At 63.9% G+C, this 16,598-nt stretch carries 17 protein-coding genes; 2 read left to right on the top strand and 15 right to left on the bottom strand.

From position 1 onward, the window contains the following. Nucleotides 1-30: 30 nt before the first annotated feature. The 11 genes from CH262_RS07760 to CH262_RS07710 form a co-directional block, all read right to left on the bottom strand. Nucleotides 31-1,311, bottom strand: a complete 1,281-nt coding sequence (locus CH262_RS07760) for an MCE family protein (RefSeq protein ID WP_032381287.1) — start codon at nucleotides 1,309-1,311, stop codon at nucleotides 31-33. Then, nucleotides 1,311-2,309, bottom strand: a complete 999-nt coding sequence (locus tag CH262_RS07755) for an MCE family protein (protein ID WP_094717322.1) — start codon at nucleotides 2,307-2,309, stop codon at nucleotides 1,311-1,313. The genes CH262_RS07760 and CH262_RS07755 overlap by 1 nt, the downstream gene beginning before the upstream one ends. Further along, nucleotides 2,306-3,373, bottom strand: a complete 1,068-nt coding sequence (locus CH262_RS07750) for an MCE family protein (protein WP_032365272.1) — start codon at nucleotides 3,371-3,373, stop codon at nucleotides 2,306-2,308. Before CH262_RS07750 ends, CH262_RS07755 begins: the two co-directional genes overlap by 4 nt. Then, nucleotides 3,370-4,725 carry an MCE family protein gene (locus CH262_RS07745; protein WP_032369724.1) on the bottom strand — a complete coding sequence of 452 codons (1,356 nt, stop codon included), beginning with the start codon at nucleotides 4,723-4,725 and terminating at the stop codon, nucleotides 3,370-3,372. Before CH262_RS07745 ends, CH262_RS07750 begins: the two co-directional genes overlap by 4 nt. Then, nucleotides 4,722-5,582, bottom strand: a complete 861-nt coding sequence (locus CH262_RS07740; RefSeq protein ID WP_032365270.1) for an MlaE family ABC transporter permease — start codon at nucleotides 5,580-5,582, stop codon at nucleotides 4,722-4,724. The genes CH262_RS07745 and CH262_RS07740 overlap by 4 nt, the downstream gene beginning before the upstream one ends. A 5-nt stretch (nucleotides 5,583-5,587) precedes the next feature. Beyond that, entirely contained in the window at nucleotides 5,588-6,382 is a 795-nt protein-coding gene (locus CH262_RS07735) for an MlaE family ABC transporter permease (protein WP_032365269.1), read from the bottom strand. A 5-nt stretch (nucleotides 6,383-6,387) separates the two neighbouring features. After that, nucleotides 6,388-7,557: an ATP-binding cassette domain-containing protein gene (locus CH262_RS07730; protein WP_094622920.1), complete on the bottom strand. Its 1,170-nt coding sequence runs from the start codon at nucleotides 7,555-7,557 to the stop codon at nucleotides 6,388-6,390. A 488-nt stretch (nucleotides 7,558-8,045) separates the two neighbouring features. Next, complete coding sequence (gene rplL, locus CH262_RS07725) at nucleotides 8,046-8,432, bottom strand: 50S ribosomal protein L7/L12 (protein ID WP_032365267.1); 387 nt, start codon at nucleotides 8,430-8,432, stop codon at nucleotides 8,046-8,048. 81 nt (nucleotides 8,433-8,513) lie between these two features. Continuing rightward, nucleotides 8,514-9,095, bottom strand: a complete 582-nt coding sequence (gene rplJ, locus CH262_RS07720) for a 50S ribosomal protein L10 (RefSeq protein ID WP_032365266.1) — start codon at nucleotides 9,093-9,095, stop codon at nucleotides 8,514-8,516. Nucleotides 9,096-9,428: 333 nt separating this feature from the next. Further along, complete coding sequence (locus tag CH262_RS07715) at nucleotides 9,429-9,860, bottom strand: class F sortase (protein ID WP_094717321.1); 432 nt, start codon at nucleotides 9,858-9,860, stop codon at nucleotides 9,429-9,431. Between the two features lie 206 nt (nucleotides 9,861-10,066). Further along, entirely contained in the window at nucleotides 10,067-10,834 is a 768-nt protein-coding gene (locus CH262_RS07710) for a CHRD domain-containing protein (protein ID WP_094717320.1), read from the bottom strand. A gap of 143 nt (nucleotides 10,835-10,977) precedes the next feature. Between CH262_RS07710 and CH262_RS07705 the strand changes: the two genes are divergently transcribed. Further along, entirely contained in the window at nucleotides 10,978-11,511 is a 534-nt protein-coding gene (locus CH262_RS07705) for an RNA polymerase sigma factor (RefSeq protein ID WP_256988728.1), read from the top strand. Next, nucleotides 11,508-12,269 (top strand): anti-sigma factor domain-containing protein, encoded by a 762-nt coding sequence (locus CH262_RS07700; RefSeq protein WP_094717318.1) that lies wholly within the window; start codon nucleotides 11,508-11,510, stop codon nucleotides 12,267-12,269. The genes CH262_RS07705 and CH262_RS07700 overlap by 4 nt, the downstream gene beginning before the upstream one ends. Here the strand turns inward: CH262_RS07700 and CH262_RS07695 are convergent. The 4 genes from CH262_RS07695 to CH262_RS07680 are packed head-to-tail and all read right to left on the bottom strand — an operon-like array spanning nucleotide 12,251 to nucleotide 16,597. Continuing rightward, nucleotides 12,251-14,500 (bottom strand): MMPL family transporter, encoded by a 2,250-nt coding sequence (locus CH262_RS07695; RefSeq protein ID WP_094717317.1) that lies wholly within the window; start codon nucleotides 14,498-14,500, stop codon nucleotides 12,251-12,253. The two genes, CH262_RS07700 and CH262_RS07695, sit on opposite strands and share 19 nt — an antisense overlap. After that, complete coding sequence (locus tag CH262_RS07690) at nucleotides 14,497-15,663, bottom strand: hypothetical protein (RefSeq protein WP_094717316.1); 1,167 nt, start codon at nucleotides 15,661-15,663, stop codon at nucleotides 14,497-14,499. Before CH262_RS07690 ends, CH262_RS07695 begins: the two co-directional genes overlap by 4 nt. After that, complete coding sequence (locus CH262_RS07685) at nucleotides 15,660-16,400, bottom strand: phosphatidylserine decarboxylase (protein WP_094643950.1); 741 nt, start codon at nucleotides 16,398-16,400, stop codon at nucleotides 15,660-15,662. Before CH262_RS07685 ends, CH262_RS07690 begins: the two co-directional genes overlap by 4 nt. Beyond that, complete coding sequence (locus CH262_RS07680) at nucleotides 16,400-16,597, bottom strand: hypothetical protein (protein ID WP_032369733.1); 198 nt, start codon at nucleotides 16,595-16,597, stop codon at nucleotides 16,400-16,402. Before CH262_RS07680 ends, CH262_RS07685 begins: the two co-directional genes overlap by 1 nt. Nucleotide 16,598 lies beyond the last annotated feature (1 nt).

Below are 16,598 nucleotides of genomic sequence, written 5' to 3'. Positions count from 1 at the left end.
CTCGATTCCGATTCCGATTCACAGAGGTCATCACTGTCCTCCCCCGATGAGCGACTGCTCGAGACCTGGCATGGTGGTGGACCCCAGTCTCGGCGAGACGTTGCCCGGCACGGTGCCCGGCACGGACACGTTCTGCTCGATGTCGTTGGTGAGAACCCCGAACGGCAACACAAGCCGATTCTGGTCGGCAAGAGGAGCCTGGATCATGGTGGTGATGTTGGCGCACTGATCGATGATCGGCTGAATCTGCGCACCGAGCGCCTCGAAACGCGGGTCACCGGGTACCAGCTTGCCGAGGTCGAGCAATCGGCAGACGGTTCCGAGCGGATCCTGGGTCTCGTTCTGCAGATTGGCACGCGAGGCCAGCGTGCCGGATTCTGCGTCGTAGGCGTTGACCAGGTTGCTGATGGCCAACGGCAGCAGCGTCAGAGTTTGCACGAGCTGCTCACGGTTGTCGGCAAGGGTCTGAGTGGGGACCACCAGACCGTTCGCTGCGGTGGTCAGCTCGGTCCGGTTGTCCGCCACGAACGTCGCCACGTCACCGAGGGACACCGAGAGCTGCTGCAGGGCGGCTCCCAGGTCCTCGCGCTGGCCCGACAGGAAGCCCGTCAGATCGGCGAGCTGACTGTTGAAGTTACGAACCTGCTGATCGTTGACGGCCAGCGCACTGACGAAGGTCTGCAGATTCTTGATCGTGTCGAAGACATCGGAGCGCGAGTCGCTCAACGTACGGCCGGCGGCCGAGAGCTGAGTGATGCTGTTGCCCAACGCTTCCCCGTTGCCGTCGAGGTTCGCCGCACCGGTGTTCACGAGGTCGGTGAGAGCGCCGTCCTTGTTCGCGCCGTCCGGACCGAGAGCAGTGGACAGATCGTTGATCGACTTGTACAGCTCGTCGACCTCGACGGGAGTGGCAGTGCGATCACGGCCGATCGTGGTGCCGCTGGCCATGGTGTCGCCGCCGGTGTAGACGGGCGAGAGCTGGACGTAACGGTCGGCGACGAGCGACGGGGTGACCTGGACGGCCTTCGCGTCGGCCGGTATGTCGATGCCGCGATCGACTCGCATGACGACCTCGACGTCTTCACCCAACGGCGTGACCGATTCGACGGTACCCACCTTGACGCCGAGAACTCTGACCTCGGATCCCGAGTAGATGCCGATCGACTTGTCGAAGTAGGCGGTGATCTTGGTCGAACCGGCCCTGGTGAACAGCCACCAGCCGGCGACGGCCAGAACCAGCGCCACGATCACGACGACCGCGATCAGTGCGAGCTTGTTCTTGTTCCTCGGTGCTGCCTGAGTCTCTGTCATCAGTTCCCCGCCAACGTATCGAGCGCGGGCTGGCGGTAACCAGGTATCAACGGAACTCCGGGTGGGGTGAGGTTGGCCAGAACGATGTCGAGCCATCGTCCGTTACCGGTCACGTTGGTGTAGAGCCGGATGAACGGCTCGTACAGCTTCAGCGCCCGGTCGAGATTGTCGTTGTTGCGTTGCAGGATGTCGATGACGCCGTTGAGCTGTTGCAACATCGGGTTGATGGCCGCCTCGTTGTCACGGACCAGACCGGTCAGCTCCTGCGACACACGTTGTGTGCCGGTGAGCAGCTGGGAGATGGCCTGCTGCCGATTGTTGAGCTCCTCGAGCAGTGGACCCGCATCGGTGATCAGTTTGTTGAACTGCTCGTTGCGGTCGGCCAGCACCTTGGAGGTCTCGCCGGTGGCTGCGAACAACTTCTTGAGTTCCTCGTCGCGGCTGGCCACCGTCTGCGACAACCGAGTCACGCCGTCGAGCGAGGCTCTGATGTTTGCCGGGGTCTCGGAGAACGCGTCGGACAACGTCCGCATGCTGGTGGCGAGCTGATCCGTGTCGATGTCGTTGATCGTCGACGCCGCCGCCGAGAACGCGTCGATGACGTCGTACGGAGAGGTGGTGCGCGCCAACGGAATCGGATCTTTCGGGCTCAGGGTGTCCGAGCCACTCGGATCGAGTGCCAGGTACTTCTGCCCCAGCAGGGTCTTGATGGCGATGGCCGCTCGCGACTCGTTGCCGACCCAGGCGTCCTGCACCGTGAAGTCCACGAGAACCCGGTCGCCGTCGAGCCGCACGTCGGTGACCTTGCCGACCTTGACCCCCGCGATACGGACTTCGTTGGACGGCTTCAGACCTGCGGCTTCACTGAACTCCGCGGTGTACACCGAACCCGCACCGATGATCGGGAGACGGTCGAGGAAGAAGACCGACATCGTGGCGAGCAGGATGATCGCGATTCCCAGTGCCCCGATGGTGGCCGGACTACGTCGAGATGTCATTGCTTGATCCCCCCAGCTTTGCAGCGCTCTGCCGAGTTCGTGTACAGGGGCTGATTGACGGTCGGAAGCCCGGTCGGCAAATTCAGGTTCGGCGAATACCCCGGTCCGGCGACGATGTCGATACCGCAGAGGTAGAACGTGAACCAGGATCCCTGCTGAGCCGTACGAATCAGCTTGTCGAGCTTGACCGGCAGATTTCCGAGGACCGCGTCCACGTCGGCGCTGCGTCGATTGATGGTCTCCGACAACGTGTTCAGCGCTGTGACCGAACCCTGGATCGACGGCCGCGTCGGCTCGAGCAGGTCCGCGGTGGCGTTGGTCAGTCCGGCCAGCGAGGTCACGGCCGAGCCGACGACATCACGGTCGGCCGACAGGCCCGACACGAGCTGCTGCGTGTTGACGATGAGGCTGTCGAGTTGCCCGTCGTTCTGGTTGACCGTGGCGAGCACGTTGTTGAGGTTGGTGATGACCTGACCGATGACCTGATCCTTGTCGGCCACGGTGTTGGTCAGACTCGCAGTGTTCTTGACCAGTTCGTTGATGGTGCCCGATTCCCCCTGGAACACCTGGATGATCTGGTACGAGAGCTTGTTGACGTCATCTGCGCTGAGCGTGGTGAACAGCGGGCGGAATCCGTCGAACAGAGTCGTCAAGTTCACCGCGGGCTTGGTGCGCTCGAGCGGAATGGTCGCTCCCCCGGTGATCTTCTTGCCCTGATCGCCCGAACCCTGCTCGATGGCGATGTAGCGCTGACCGACCAGGTTGCGGAAGCGAATGGTGGCAGTCGAACTCGCCGGCAGCCAGTCGCGACTGCTCAGCGTGAAGTCGACCTTCGCCTCTCGTTCGTTGGCGATCTCGATCTTGTCGACCTGCCCGACGCGAACGCCGGCGATTCGGATCTCGTCACCCTCGTTGAGCGAGGTGACATCGGTGAACATGGCCGAGAACTTGGTACCACCACCACCGCTCGAGTTCGCGATGGTGAAGGCCAGGGTGGCCGTGGCGATGATCGTGATCACGGCGAACACGACCAACTTGATGATCGGCGCGAGAAGGCCTCTCATGGCACGGTCACCTCCACTCCTCTCAATGCCGGTGCGCCGAGTGCGGCGGCCCACGACGGAACAGTCTCTGGTGCAACACCACTCGCTTGTCCGTAGATGACGGCAAGAGTGTCACGCTCGAAGTCCGAGCCCTCGTAGCTCGCGGGCTGCGCAGACGCGGAGACAGCGGGAACGATGGAACTCTGAGCCGACTTCGGTGGGCCCTGCCCGGGGATCTCCTGCGGGCCGGGATTACGGGTCGGTACCTGGTAGGACCCGTCGTTGACCGAACCTCCCGGGTACTGCGGGAAGAACTCTCCCGGTGCCGCCGGCTCGAAGCAGGTAGCTCCGCGGTCGTCGAACAGCCGTGGCTCGTCCTGGTTCGGCAAGTAACGGCCCTTCGGGTTGACGAACGATGCGGACACGTTGATTCCGGGGTACTCGTCGCCCTCACCGAGGACGATCTTGCCGCGCCTTGCACCCTCGGCGAACTGACTGAAGGTACAGCCGAACGTCGGCGAGAACTCGGCCAGCAAATCGAGGGCCTCTCGCGAGTTCGAGGCGAGACCGATCAGATTCTCGGAGTTGACCTGCAGGAAATCGGCGGTCGTGTTCGATGCCGACGTCAGCGAGCCGTAGAGCGTCTCGAGGCTGGACTGCCGCTCGACGACCGTATTACCCGTCGTACGCAGGTTGTCCAGCGCCGAGATCAGCTCCGGTGCCGCGTCTGCATAGGTCTGGGAGAAGTCGGCGAGACCCACCAGCGTCTGCTGGATGTTCGGCAGTTCGGTGTTGAGACCGGAAACGACATCGGTGAGGTCGTCGATGGTCTGTCCGAGCTGCTCGCCGCGTCCGCTCAGGCCCTGCGCCAGTGACCCGAGGGTATTGGCGAGGTCCTGCGGCGGGATGGCTTGCAGCAACGGCAGCAACCCGTCGAGCAGCTGCCCGACCTCGATCGCGTTGCCGCTGGTGTCCTGTCGAAGAACGGTGCCGTCGGAGATCGGCGACGCCGAATCGTTCTCGGGCACGATCAGCGAGACGTAGCGCTCGCCGAACAAGGTCTTCGGCAGCAGCCGCGCAGTGGCATTCGACGGGATCAGCGGAGCCTTGTCCGGATCGATGGCGAGCTGCGAGGTGACGACGCCGTCGACGGTCGACGCCGAGCGCACCTCGCCGACGATCATGCCGCGCACCTTCACATCTGCGTTCATCGGCAGAGCGTTGCCGACCGAGTCGGTTTCGAGGCTGACGTTGACGACCGATTTGAACGTCTTGTTGTAGGAGGTGATGCTCCATCCGAGAAACAGGATGAGTACCAAGAAGAACGCAAGTCCGAGCAGTACTCGCTTCAGTCGCGACGGCGAGTCGATCATCCGGCAACCCTCACTGTGGTGGTCGTGCCCCAGATGGCGAGGCTCAGGAAGAAGTCCAGTACCGCGATCGTGACGATCGCCGTACGTACTGCGCGACCCACCGCGACGCCGACGCCTGCCGGTCCGCCGGAGGCGTGGTAGCCGTAGTAGCAGTGGATCATGATCAGCACGAACGCGAAGATGAGCACCTTGAGGAAGGAATACAGCACATCTTCTGGAGGTAGGAACAAGTTGAAGTAGTGGTCGTACGAGCCGGACGACTGCCCGTTGAAGATCGTGCTGATTCCGCGGGAAGCGACGTACGAGGCAAGCAGACCGACGATGTAGAGCGGGATCACCGCGACGAATCCGGCGATCATGCGGGTGGTGACGAGGAACGGCACGCTGGGCACTGCCATGACTTCGAGTGCGTCGATCTCCTCCGAGATACGCATCGCCCCGAGCTGGGCGGTGAAACCACAACCGACGGTGGCGGACAGTGCAAGCCCGGCCACGATCGGTGCAATTTCACGGGTATTGACGTAGGCGGACAGGAAGCCGGTCAACACCGAGCTGCCGAGCTGTTCCAGGGCGGCGTAACCCTGCAGACCGACGACGATGCCGGTGAAGCCGGACATCATCACGATGACACCGATGGTGCCGCCGATGACGGCGAGCGCGCCGCTGCCGAAGGTGACCTCCGCCAGCAGGCGGAGAACCTCCTTCTTGTAATGGACTGCGGTCTTGGGTATCCACCCGATGGCCCGCAGGTAGAACGACATCTGCTCGCCTGCGCGATCGAGCACGTTGAGCGGGGCATTGCCGACGCGCTTGACGCGCATCAGCGTGCGGTCACCGCGACCTCTGGCGATCGTCATCGCGGTTACGCTCCCTTCGCTGGTACGACCTGGAGGTAGACCAGGGTGAGAATGAGGTTGGCGAAGAACAGCAACAGGAACGTGATGACAACCGTCTGGTTCACAGCTTCACCGACACCCTTGGGGCCGGGGTTGGGATTTAGGCCCTTGTACGACGCGATGATGCCGGCGATGAGACCGAAGATCGCCGCTTTCGCTTCTGCGACATACAGATCGGGTAGCTGAGCCAACGCGGAGAACGACGCCAGGTAGGCACCGGGGGTACCACCCTGCAGGATCACGTTGAAGAAGTAGCCACCGACGATGCCGACGACCGAGACGAGTCCGTTGAGCAGCAGCGCCACGAGGATCATGGCCAGCACTCGCGGAACGACGAGGCGGTGAACCGGATCGATTCCCAGTACACGCATCGCGTCGATCTCCTCGCGAATGGTGCGAGAACCGAGGTCGGCCGTGACGGCAGAACCGGCCGCACCGGCCACCAAGAGGGCGGTCACGATCGGACTGCCCTGCTGGATGACGGCGAGCACGCTGGCAGCACCGGTGAACGATTCGGCACCGAGCTGCTTGATCAGCGAACCGGTCTGCAGCGACACGACCGCGCCGAACGGAATGGCGACCAGAGCCGTCGGCAGAATCGTCACGCTGGCGATGAACCAGGCCTGCTCGATGAACTCGCGGAACTGGAACGGCCTACGAAAGGTGTTTCGGACCACCTCGACGAACAGTTCGACGATATTGCCCGCTTGTGTCAGAGCGGCGTTCGCGGGCGCGAACGCGGACTTCTTCGATCCCCCCATGTCTGCTATTGACCCCGACCTTGTGTTGGAGCTTGGTAGCCCTGCTGATCATGTCCTTGGTCGTAGCCTTGTTGGCTGTACCCCTGTTGGTCGTAGCCCTGCTGGCCGTACCCCTGTTGGTCATAGCCCTGCTGGTCGTAACCCTGCTGGTCGTAGCCCTGCTGGTCTGCGTACGCCGGGTAACGCTGCCCCGAGTCGGTGCTGTCGAGGCTCTCCTGGATCGCGACCTGAGCACTGTGCGGCAGGGTGTGCATGATCTGGCGCACCCGCTCCTGCCTGCGTCCGACGGCTTGGCGCACCGGCGTACCCGGGGTGGCCTTCATCTGCGGCACGATGCCTTCGACGTCGTCGACGCCACCGGCGTGGTGACCGGCGTCGACCATGGCCTGCTCCTGCGCCATCTGCGCCTCGTCCTTCTCTTCCGACATTCCGATCGGCCCGATCATCGTGCCGTTCAGGAATTGCTTGACCACCGGCTCGTCACTGGTGAGCAGCACCTCACGGGGGCCGAACATGACCAGCTGACGACGGAACAGCATGCCGATGTTGTCGGGGACCGTTCGAGCCAGGTTGATGTTGTGCGAGACGATGAGGATCGTGGCATCGATGTTGGCGTTGATGTCGATCAATGTCTGCGAAATGTACGTCGTACGAACAGGATCGAGGCCGGAGTCCGGCTCGTCGACGAGAATGATCTCCGGGTCCAGCACCAGTGCGCGGGCGAGGCCGGCACGCTTGCGCATACCACCGGAGATCTCACCGGGCAGCTTGTCCTCGGCACCGAGCAGACCCGTCAGTTCGAGCTTCTCCATGACGATCTTGCGGATGTCGGATTCGGACTTCTTGGTGTGCTCACGAAGCGGGAAGGCGACGTTGTCGTAGAGGTTCATCGAGCCGAAGAGGGCACCGTCCTGGAAGAGCACTCCGAACAGCTTGCGGATCTCGTAGAGCTCACGCGAGGAGCACTGCAGGATGTCGGTTCCGTCGATGAAAATCTTGCCCTGCTCGGGGCGAAGGAGACCGATCAGCGACTTGAGAAAGACCGACTTACCGGTACCGGAAGGACCGAGCAATGCACTGACTTCACCCTTCGGCAGAGTCAACGTCACGTCCTGCCAAATCTTCTGTACACCGAAAGACTTGGTCAATCCTTCGACCGAAACCTCGACTCCCACGCTGACCTCCACAATTCATACACATCGACCCGGATGTGGGTTGCGTCACTGTATCCCATGCACGTGTCCGCTCCGACACAGGAGCTTACCGCCCAGTAAGAACTTCCCCGAGTCAGGCTGTAGAGCTTGCATCAGTGTGGCTCATCTCACGCGAGCCGGTCGGGAAGTCGCCCGAACTGTGACAAGTCCCTGCCGTCGGATTCTGTGACAAGACACAACTGCACCCGGCCGAGACCGTTCGGAAAGCTTCGGACTTCGGCGTTCACGAGTAAACAGTGACGCGTTGCCGATGTCCCGGGATCGAGAAGACTCCGTGATCGGTCACAATGCAGCGCGATGCGATCCGCATCGAACACAGGAGCAGGCTCCGTCGAACGCACGAGAAGGCTCCCCCGAACACAGAAAAGGGCCGCCCTCACCGAAGTGAGGACGGCCCTTTCTGTGCGCTCGATATTGAAAGCGCGAAGTACGACTGCAGTGAAGCGGTCTTACTTGACGGAGATCTTTGCGCCGGCAGCTTCCAGCTTCTCCTTGGCAGCCTCGGCTGCATCCTTGGCGACCTTCTCCAGGATTGCCTTCGGAGCGCTCTCGACGAGGTCCTTGGCTTCCTTCAGGCCGAGGCCGGAGACGACCTCACGGACGACCTTGATGACCTGGATCTTCTTGTCGCCGGCCGACTCGAGAACGACGTCGAACTCGTCCTGCTCTTCGGCTGCCTCAGCCGGAGCGCCTGCTCCGCCTGCTGCTGCAACTGCGACGGGAGCAGCTGCGGTGACCTCGAAGGTCTCCTCGAATGCCTTCACGAACTCGCTGAGCTCGAGGAGGGTGAGCTCCTTGAACTGGTCGAGCAATTCTTCGGTGCTGAGCTTCGCCATGGTGGCGGTCCTTCCTGTAAGTACCTGGCCGCTGATCCGCGACATGGTGTTGGTGTGGAGCTGTTCGCTAATGCCAGCGGATCAGCTTTCGGCGGGAGCTTCCGCCGGTGCTTCTGCTTCTGCAGGGGCCTCGGCTGCGGCAGGTTCGCCGGCAGCCTTCTTCTCCTGCAACGCGAACGCCAAGCGGGCGAACTGCGATGCGGGAGCGTTGAACAGGCCTGCAGCCTTCGACAAGTTGCCCTTCATGGCGCCGGCGAGCTTGGCCAACAGGATCTCGCGAGACTCGAGGTCTGCGATCTTGTTGATCTCGTCCACGGACAGCGTTGCGCCGTCCATGTAGCCGCCCTTGATGATCAAGGCCTTGTTGTCCTTCGCGAAGGCCTTGATGGCCTTCGCAGCGTCGACCGGCTCGCCCTTGATGAATGCAATGGCGGTCGGTCCGACGAACAAGTCGTCGAGGCCGGTGATGCCGGCATCGGCAGCTGCGCGCTTGACCAGGGTGTTCTTGGCGACGGAGTACGTGGCACCTTCGCCGAGCGCACGCCGGAGCTGAGTCAGACCGGAAACCGACAGGCCACGGTATTCCGTGACGACGGCAGCCGTCGAACCCTTGAACTGGTCGGTGATCTCCGAAACTGCGGAGACCTTTTCGGGCTTTGCCATACTTCGCCTCCTCTCGTGGGAAGTTGTGTCGATCGCGAGAGGGCCGGAAAACGACGAACGCCCCGGTGCAGGAAGCACACGGGGCGTGAACGAGCAGGCAGCCGAAGCTGCACGACAGGTTCCCTACCGCGTTCTCCTGCGTGGGCCGTCCGAAGCGATCTCGGACCTTCAACCGCACACCTGTCAGGAAATTTCCCTCGAGAAGGCGGTGACCAACGGTCTTGGGTAGAACTTGATTGGGCGGAACGAAAGGAATGCACGCACTGCGAGCACATTCCTTCTGGACCGTCGACCAGGCTACAACACCTCGGGGGTCAACTCCAAAACGATCGGCTACTGCCGCACCCCGTAGACGACCAGGTTGCGTTCGTAACTGCCCACGGTCGCATCGAAATCGCCCGAACAGGTGATCAACCGGATCTCGTCGCCGGGCACCGCGCCGAACACCGACGCCGTCGGGAAGTCCGCCTTGCCGTGGTCGCCGATGCGCTCGATCCGATAGTCCGCGCTGCCCCCTGCTTCGTCGCCGACCGTGACGATATTGCCCGGGTTCAGATCCGACAGCCGATCGAACACCGCAGGTCCGGTAGTCGAGTCGACATGCCCGGCGAACACCGTCGGACTGCCGATCCCACCGGGTCGGCCACCGCCGGTGAACCACCCGACGTCGTCGTAGTCGGTGGGTACCTCCATCTCGCCGCTGTCGGCGATACCCAGGCCGACGAGTCCCTCGTCGAGCGCGATGGCAGGAATGCTCAGGCGCATCGGGATCGGCCGATCCCCTACTACGCCGGACAGTTCGGGCGAGGGCACGGGCACGGGTACGGGTACGGGTACGGGCGAAGAAGAGGACACCGGCGGGGCCGGCTCCGCCGGTGGCGACGGTGTCTGCGCACCACATCCCGTCACCACCGCCGTCAGAACCACCGTCGTCAGAACCGCGGCCGCGAGTGCAGCCCGCGTGGGGAGCTTCAGCTCTGCACCCCGCGGGTGCGCCGTGCCACCAACGTCACGCCCGCGACAGCCATCGCGCCGAGGGCTACCGCGCCGACGACGGGAGCTGCGGAACCGGTCGCCGAATCGGATGCCGCGGCGAGCGCCGCGCCGCCACCTCCGGTTGCTACCGATCCGACCGGAATCCGGGTCAGCTGTCCTCGGACCGCTCCGGCCGAGAAGTCGACGGTGTGGGTGTCGGCCGCGAAGCCTGCTGGGTCGGCTTCGATCCGGTCCAACGTGAATCCGGTACCGCTGTCTGCATCGGCACCGGCCGGGGTCAGACCGGTGGTGAACGGACCCTGCATGCAGCCGCTGCTGTTGCGCGGGCCGTCCCCGACGGGGGTCGGGTTCGGGAACGCGAGGCGCGGCGGCCCCGCTGCACCTGCTGCGGCCTGGTGGATATGAGTAGCCGTCTTGGCCGGGCTCATGTAGTCACCTGTCACACCGTTCAGCGAGATGTCGTAGCAGATGATGTCGAGGTCGGAATTGATCCGCAGCGTGAAGGTGCCCATCGCGCCCGGCTGACCCGGAGTGGCCACGCCGTCACCGTTCAGAACCTGATCGGGCGTGGCCATCGCGGTGAACGCGCTGGTGAAACTGTCCGGTTCGGCGACCGGGGTGTCGGCAGCGGCCGGGCCCGCCGAGAACAGCAGCAGCGCCGCCGCGGTGGCCGTACCGCCGACGAGTGCCGTGGCGGATCTACGAACGGACGCCGCCGGGCGTGTAGTGGAACGTGTGATCATCTCGTGTGCCTTCCGTGAAAGTATCGGGCAGGCGAGCCCGTACACGGTGTACGACGGTTGGCGCGTAGATGTTCAAATATCGGTAAAGAAATATTCCAGTCTTGGATATGAACGCCTGCGGGGCCGCAGACGTAATCACTGTCATGAGCATCGGGAGCGTGATCGAGCTGGACTTCGATGTCGCGGCCGCATACGACCAGCACGCGTCGGAGATGGTCGGTTACGCCGTCAATGCCCTCCGCGATCGAGCCCTCGCCGAGGATTGTGTGCAGGAGACGTTCCTGCGGGCCTGGCGGGCCAGAGCGCGTTTCGACCCGAGCCGAGGTTCACTTCGCACGTGGCTCTTCGCGATCGAGCGAAACGTCATCGTCGATCTCGTTCGGTCCCAGGCGAGAGTGCCTGCGACGACATCGGACCGGCCCGACGAGCACGAACGCGGACCGAACACAGTCACTCGCGACACCACCGCCGACACCGACGAGCGGCTCCGCATCATCGCGGCACTGGCACAGCTCTCGCCCGACCACCGCGAGGTCGTCGTGGCCGTGCACGTATCCGGAAGCAGCTACGCCGAACTGTCGGAATCGACCGGAGTGCCGGTACGCACGCTCCGCACCCGCGCCTTCTACGCCCTGAAGGCACTACGCAGAAACCTCGACAGAAAGGAGGACCGATGACAGCCTCACCCGATCGGCGGGCAGAGTTGATCGCTGCAGCAGTCGGCGACGATCTCGACAATGCCGAAGCCGACGAACTTCGCGCACTGGCCGCGTCGGACCCCACGGTCGACATCGAGATCGCTGAACTACGCGCGACGACGGAGCAGCTCGAACGCCGGGGCCCGGACCTGCCGTGGCTGGACTCGACTCCGCCGCCCGGACTCCGCGAGCGAATCCTGGCCGCCACCCAGAACGCCGACAACGCCGTTGCCCCTGGGCGTTCGGGCAGCTCCGGAGTGCAGCCGGTCGCCAGGCCGCGGTTCGGTGTCAGGAACGGGTCGGCCGGGTTGGCCGCTGCCGCGGCCCTCGTCGGCGTTGTCGTCGGCAGCGCAGCAGTACTGGGCATCGACGCATACCGCTCCGAGCCCGGTGAACCCCAGGTCGTGGTCACCGGACCACCGGGAACTCTCGGGGCCTACGAGGAAATAGCGTTCACCACCAGCGGACCGACGGTCGACGTCGAAGGCGGTCTCGTCGCCCACACGTGGGGAACGGAGACCGTCCTCGAAATGGACGGCATCTCCGACGGCGGTCCATACGACGTCGTTCTCGTCGACCGATCGGGCGTCGACCGGCCGTCCGGCACGTTCCTCGGCAGCACCGTCACCATCGAGTGCCGCATGAATGCCGCCGTCCTGCGCGGCGACGTCGCCGAGATCGAGATCAGGGGTTCGGACGGAGTCGTACTCGCGTCGGCTCAGGTACCGTCTGCCTGAACGCTTGTCTCGGAACGCAATCCGGGCCACCAGTTTCGCTCGCCGAACAACTTCATCATCGCCGGCACCATCATCATGCGCACCAGAACCGCGTCGAACAAAACGGCGACAGCGAGCGCGAACCCGAACTGTTGGAGTTCGAGAACATCGGCAGTGAGGAAGCTGGCGAACACGGCGATCATGATCGCGGCCGCAGCAGTGATCGGCCTGGCGGTGTGCTCGAGGCCGTCGACGATCGCGGTGTCGTTGGCGCTGCGTCGGTTGCGATGCGAGACGAACACCTCGCGCATCCGGCCGATGAGAAACACCTCGTAATCCATCGACAGACCGAAGACCACGGCGAACACGGTGACGGGCAGATACACCTGGATGTAGCCCGGACTGTCGAATCCGAGTAGCGACGATCCCCATCCCCACTGGAACACCGCCACCGTCGCACCCAACGCCGCGCCGGTGACGAGCACATTCATGGCGACCGCCTTGATCGGAATCACCACGCTCCGAAAGACGATGCCCAGGTACACCAGCGAGAATGCCAGCACCGCGAACACGACCCACAGGAATTTGCTCGAAATCTCCTGGGAGGCATCGACGACGAGGGCGGTGGTTCCGCCGACGGACACGGTGGTGCCGTCGCGCTCTGCGGCAACAACTGCCTGCGACCGGATCGACGCGACCAGGTCGGAGGCCTCGGTCGAGTCGATCGGCACCGCGGGCACCACGATCAGCAACGTGCGGCCGGAGTCCTGTTGCGCCAGGGCGTAGTCGACGCGACCGTCGGCTCGGATGTCGTCGGCGAAGGCCGCGACCGTGGCCGCCTGCATCGGTTCGAGGGGACGGTCACCACTGCCGGTGAACACGACGGTGATCGGCGAAATCGTCCCAGGAGCGAACTTCTCGGTGAGGACCGTGTTGGCCCGGCCGCTCGGCTCCGCGGCAAGGGCGTCGGCTCCGAGGTCCACCCCGTACTGGATGGTCCCGATCGGCACCAGGCAGGCCAGCAGCACGGCTGCGGTGACGGCCGTGTAGCGCCACGGGCGTTCGATGACGTGTCGCGCCCACCGTGACCACCACGTGGGTATCGCGGCATCGTGCTCACCGACCGCCGGAGGCTGAAACCTCTGCGGTAGCGACAGTGTCGAGATTCGCGGGCCGAGGACCGCGAGAATTGCCGGTAGCAGCGTCCAGGCCACCACGACGACGCACGCCACCGTCAGCGCTACGACGAACGAAATACTCTGCACGGCAGGAACATCGACGATCGCCAGAGCACCGAGCGAAATGAGTACGACCAGACCGGAGATGACGATCGTGTGGCCCGCCGTTCCCATCGCGGCCCCGACGGCCGCATTCGTACGCCCCTGACCCGTGGCGTCCCCCGGCAGCGTGGTGCGGTCCATTTCCTCTCGAAATCGGCTGACGATGAAGAGCGCGTAATCGATGCCCAGACCGAGACCGAACATCGACGCCACCGTCGTCACGAGGACGTCGAAGGTCATGACGTGCGAGAGCAGCGAGAACACTCCGAACGCCGCCAACACTCCGATGCCCGTGGTGACGAGCGGCACGATGCCGGCGACCACGGATCCGAGAGCCAGGATCAACAGCACGAATGCCAGTGGTAGGCCGATACTTTCGGCCCGGACGGCGTCGTCGGACTCGACTTTCGTCAGATCGACGGTCATCGGCGAGTAACCGGTGACCGCCACGTCGATACCGCCGGCGGACGCCCCGTCGATGAGCTTCTGCATCCGTTCTGCTGTCGCGATCCGGTCGCGAGGGTCGCCGCCGACACCGACGAAAGCCAGTGCCGACGTTCCGTCCTCGGAGATCTGGGGCACGAATCCGGCCGTCTCGTAGGGATCGACGACCCGCAGCACATCCGGGGATTGCCGCAGCGCAGAGACGGTCTCGCCGACGCGTTCGCGGAAAGCGGGATCTGCGACGCGGACCCGATCCGACGTGAACGTGACGACGAGCTGCTCGGACCCGAACGAGGAGAAGTGCTGTTCGACGAGCGCGTCGGCGCGACTCGATTCGGTACCGGGGACGGAGAAGTTGGCACCCACCAACGAGTTCTGCAGTGCCGGATAGAGCGCAGCAGAACCCACCGCAAGCAACAGCCAGACGGCCAGCACGAGCCACCTGTGACGGCCGACCGTTTGCCCCCAGCGGTCACCGATGTCGAGCCTGGTCTGCGCACGGTCGAGCACCACCGTCCGATCGATCATGGCCGAGGCAGCTCGAGATCGCGGTTGTAGATGCGGTACGTCCGGTGCGGAGTCTGCTCCATGCGGGTCAGCACCGATCCCTTCATCCAGGGGCTGTCGTCGAGCACCGGCGCTGCCTCCACCCGGGTGTAGCCGAGATCGCGCATCCGCACCGACAACTCCATGATCAGCAACGACGACACCGCGCGATCGGGGCAGTCCGGATCGACGAACAGCATGTCCACCCGCACCCCGTCGATGACGTCCGCCCGGCGCGGCTTCTTGACGTGCCACAGCGTCACCAGGTCTCGCAGCCACCGCGACTTCAGGTGCGCGGCCTTGGCCGCGGCCTGATTGACGTCCGGGATGCCCATCAGAAATCCGACGGGCTTGCCGTCCAACTCGGCCAGCAGGGTGAGCCGTCGATCGAGGACCGGAAGCATCATCTTCAGCAACTCGAAGAGTTCGACGAACGACAGTGGTGAGAAGCCCCAGAAGTTCACGAACGTCTTGTTGTAGAGATCGCGCACGATGCGCGCGTCGCGGCGAACCGTTCGGTACTTCATGGAGCGGAACGTCACTTCCGAACGCGCCTTGATCTTTTCGAAGATCTGCATGTGCCGCGCATATTCGGGGCGGTTGTAGATCACGCACGGATCGTCGAACAGGTAGCTGTAGAAGTCCTTGATTCCCACGAGCCCCCACTTCTCGAAATGGGCTGCGTAGTAGAGAGGGTTGTGCGGCATGCCCACCAACGGAAGGGCAGGCTCGTCGTCGACGACGATGCCCGCGCTGTAGAACATCGACGGGCCGAAAGGCCCGGACATCGCGCCGAGCCCGCGCGCGGCAAGCCACGCCGCCGCGGCGTCGAGCAGGCCGGTGGCGACCTCGTGATCGTCGACGGCCTCGTAGAACCCGAAGAAGCCGATGGATTCACCGGTGTACTGGGTGAAGCTCGTGTCGTGGATGGCCACGACTCGTCCGACGACGACCCCGTTCTCGCGTGCGAGGAAGGCCGCGATATCGCGGGTCGACGCGATGGCGACCGGCGGCGAAATCAGGATCCGATCGAGATCCATGGGTTCGTCGGGCAATCGGTACGGATCACCCTGGTAGACGAGATCGGTGACAGCCTTGAATTCGTTCCAGTCCTGGGTGGACTCGACCCGGTCGACAGTGATCATCGTTCCTTCTCACATGAAGTGTTGTCTGCCACCGGGATCGGTGAGCGGGCGACGACGCTCTCCCCCGCGAACACGTACTGACCCGGTCGGACGGTGATGGTTTCGGCGAGAGCGTCGGGGACGAACACGTCGCATTGAGACCCGAAGCGGATCATCCCGTACTGCTCGCCGCGTTCGACGGTGTCGCCGACGGCGACGTGCGCGACGATCCGGTCGACCCACAGATCCGCTATCTGTGTCACCGTCACCACCGACCCCGACGAATGTTCGATGGAGATGGTGAGCCGCTCGTTGCTCAGTATGTAGTCGCACCCCTCGTCGTACGGGGTGCGCCGCGTCAACAGGTTCGCTCCCACTCGCGCCATCGACTTGTTGAACGGTGCCGCGGAGCGATGACGCCGCATGCCGATGGTGCCCGAGATCGGAATCCTGTTGCGGTGCACCGAGTATTCGGACATGTAGATCCCGATGAGGTATCCGCTCTCGGTCGCTGCCACACCCGCGATCTCGTCCAGCGGAATGGTTCTGCCCTTCTTGACGGCGAATGCCGTCGAACCCGCGTCGACGCGTTTGACGTACGTGACGAACCCGTCGGCTGGTGCCACCACCGACAGCGGATCGGCCGGCGGAACGCGATGCGGGTCTCGGAAGAAGAACCGGGTGCGCCAGTACAGGAACACCCCGAACGGTGCCGCCACGGCGACACCCACACCGACGAGTGCTCGTCCGAGCGACATCAGAGATGTCGCTGTTCGTCGATGCTCTCCGACCACGTCACGAACGCGTCGGCTGCCCGGTGACGTAGCGCACCGGGCAGCAGCCCGATAGCTGCACACACGACGTAGAAGCCAACGGAGAGAACGGCATTGGTGACCTCGTGGCCGAGGGAGAGTTCCCGCAACCGCACCGAGGTCGGCTCGAATCCGTCTGCCACG

Origin of the sequence: Rhodococcus sp. 05-2255-1e (assembly GCF_002259025.1) — a bacterium.
GTDB classification, from domain to species: Bacteria; Actinomycetota; Actinomycetes; order Mycobacteriales; family Mycobacteriaceae; genus Rhodococcoides; species Rhodococcoides fascians.
The sequence above is the reverse complement of the archived record's forward strand: the minus strand, read 5'-3'. Positions and strand labels throughout refer to the sequence as shown.

What these genes read in the sequence shown, in the direction of transcription:
- CH262_RS07745 (WP_032369724.1), bottom strand. Translation starts at nt 4,725, where the DNA reads ATGATCGACTCGCCGTCGCGACTGAAGCGAGTACTGCTCGGACTTGCG.
- CH262_RS07715 (WP_094717321.1), bottom strand. Translation starts at nt 9,860, where the DNA reads ATGCGCCTGAGCATTCCTGCCATCGCGCTCGACGAGGGACTCGTCGGC.
- CH262_RS07760 (WP_032381287.1), bottom strand. Translation starts at nt 1,311, where the DNA reads ATGACAGAGACTCAGGCAGCACCGAGGAACAAGAACAAGCTCGCACTG.
- rplJ (WP_032365266.1), bottom strand. Translation starts at nt 9,095, where the DNA reads ATGGCAAAGCCCGAAAAGGTCTCCGCAGTTTCGGAGATCACCGACCAG.
- CH262_RS07750 (WP_032365272.1), bottom strand. Translation starts at nt 3,373, where the DNA reads ATGAGAGGCCTTCTCGCGCCGATCATCAAGTTGGTCGTGTTCGCCGTG.
- CH262_RS07685 (WP_094643950.1), bottom strand. Translation starts at nt 16,400, where the DNA reads ATGTCGCTCGGACGAGCACTCGTCGGTGTGGGTGTCGCCGTGGCGGCA.
- rplL (WP_032365267.1), bottom strand. Translation starts at nt 8,432, where the DNA reads ATGGCGAAGCTCAGCACCGAAGAATTGCTCGACCAGTTCAAGGAGCTC.
- CH262_RS07690 (WP_094717316.1), bottom strand. Translation starts at nt 15,663, where the DNA reads ATGATCACTGTCGACCGGGTCGAGTCCACCCAGGACTGGAACGAATTC.
- CH262_RS07740 (WP_032365270.1), bottom strand. Translation starts at nt 5,582, where the DNA reads ATGACGATCGCCAGAGGTCGCGGTGACCGCACGCTGATGCGCGTCAAG.
- CH262_RS07695 (WP_094717317.1), bottom strand. Translation starts at nt 14,500, where the DNA reads ATGATCGATCGGACGGTGGTGCTCGACCGTGCGCAGACCAGGCTCGAC.
- CH262_RS07705 (WP_256988728.1), top strand. Translation starts at nt 10,978, where the DNA reads ATGAGCATCGGGAGCGTGATCGAGCTGGACTTCGATGTCGCGGCCGCA.
- CH262_RS07755 (WP_094717322.1), bottom strand. Translation starts at nt 2,309, where the DNA reads ATGACATCTCGACGTAGTCCGGCCACCATCGGGGCACTGGGAATCGCG.
- CH262_RS07710 (WP_094717320.1), bottom strand. Translation starts at nt 10,834, where the DNA reads ATGATCACACGTTCCACTACACGCCCGGCGGCGTCCGTTCGTAGATCC.
- CH262_RS07700 (WP_094717318.1), top strand. Translation starts at nt 11,508, where the DNA reads ATGACAGCCTCACCCGATCGGCGGGCAGAGTTGATCGCTGCAGCAGTC.
- CH262_RS07735 (WP_032365269.1), bottom strand. Translation starts at nt 6,382, where the DNA reads ATGGGGGGATCGAAGAAGTCCGCGTTCGCGCCCGCGAACGCCGCTCTG.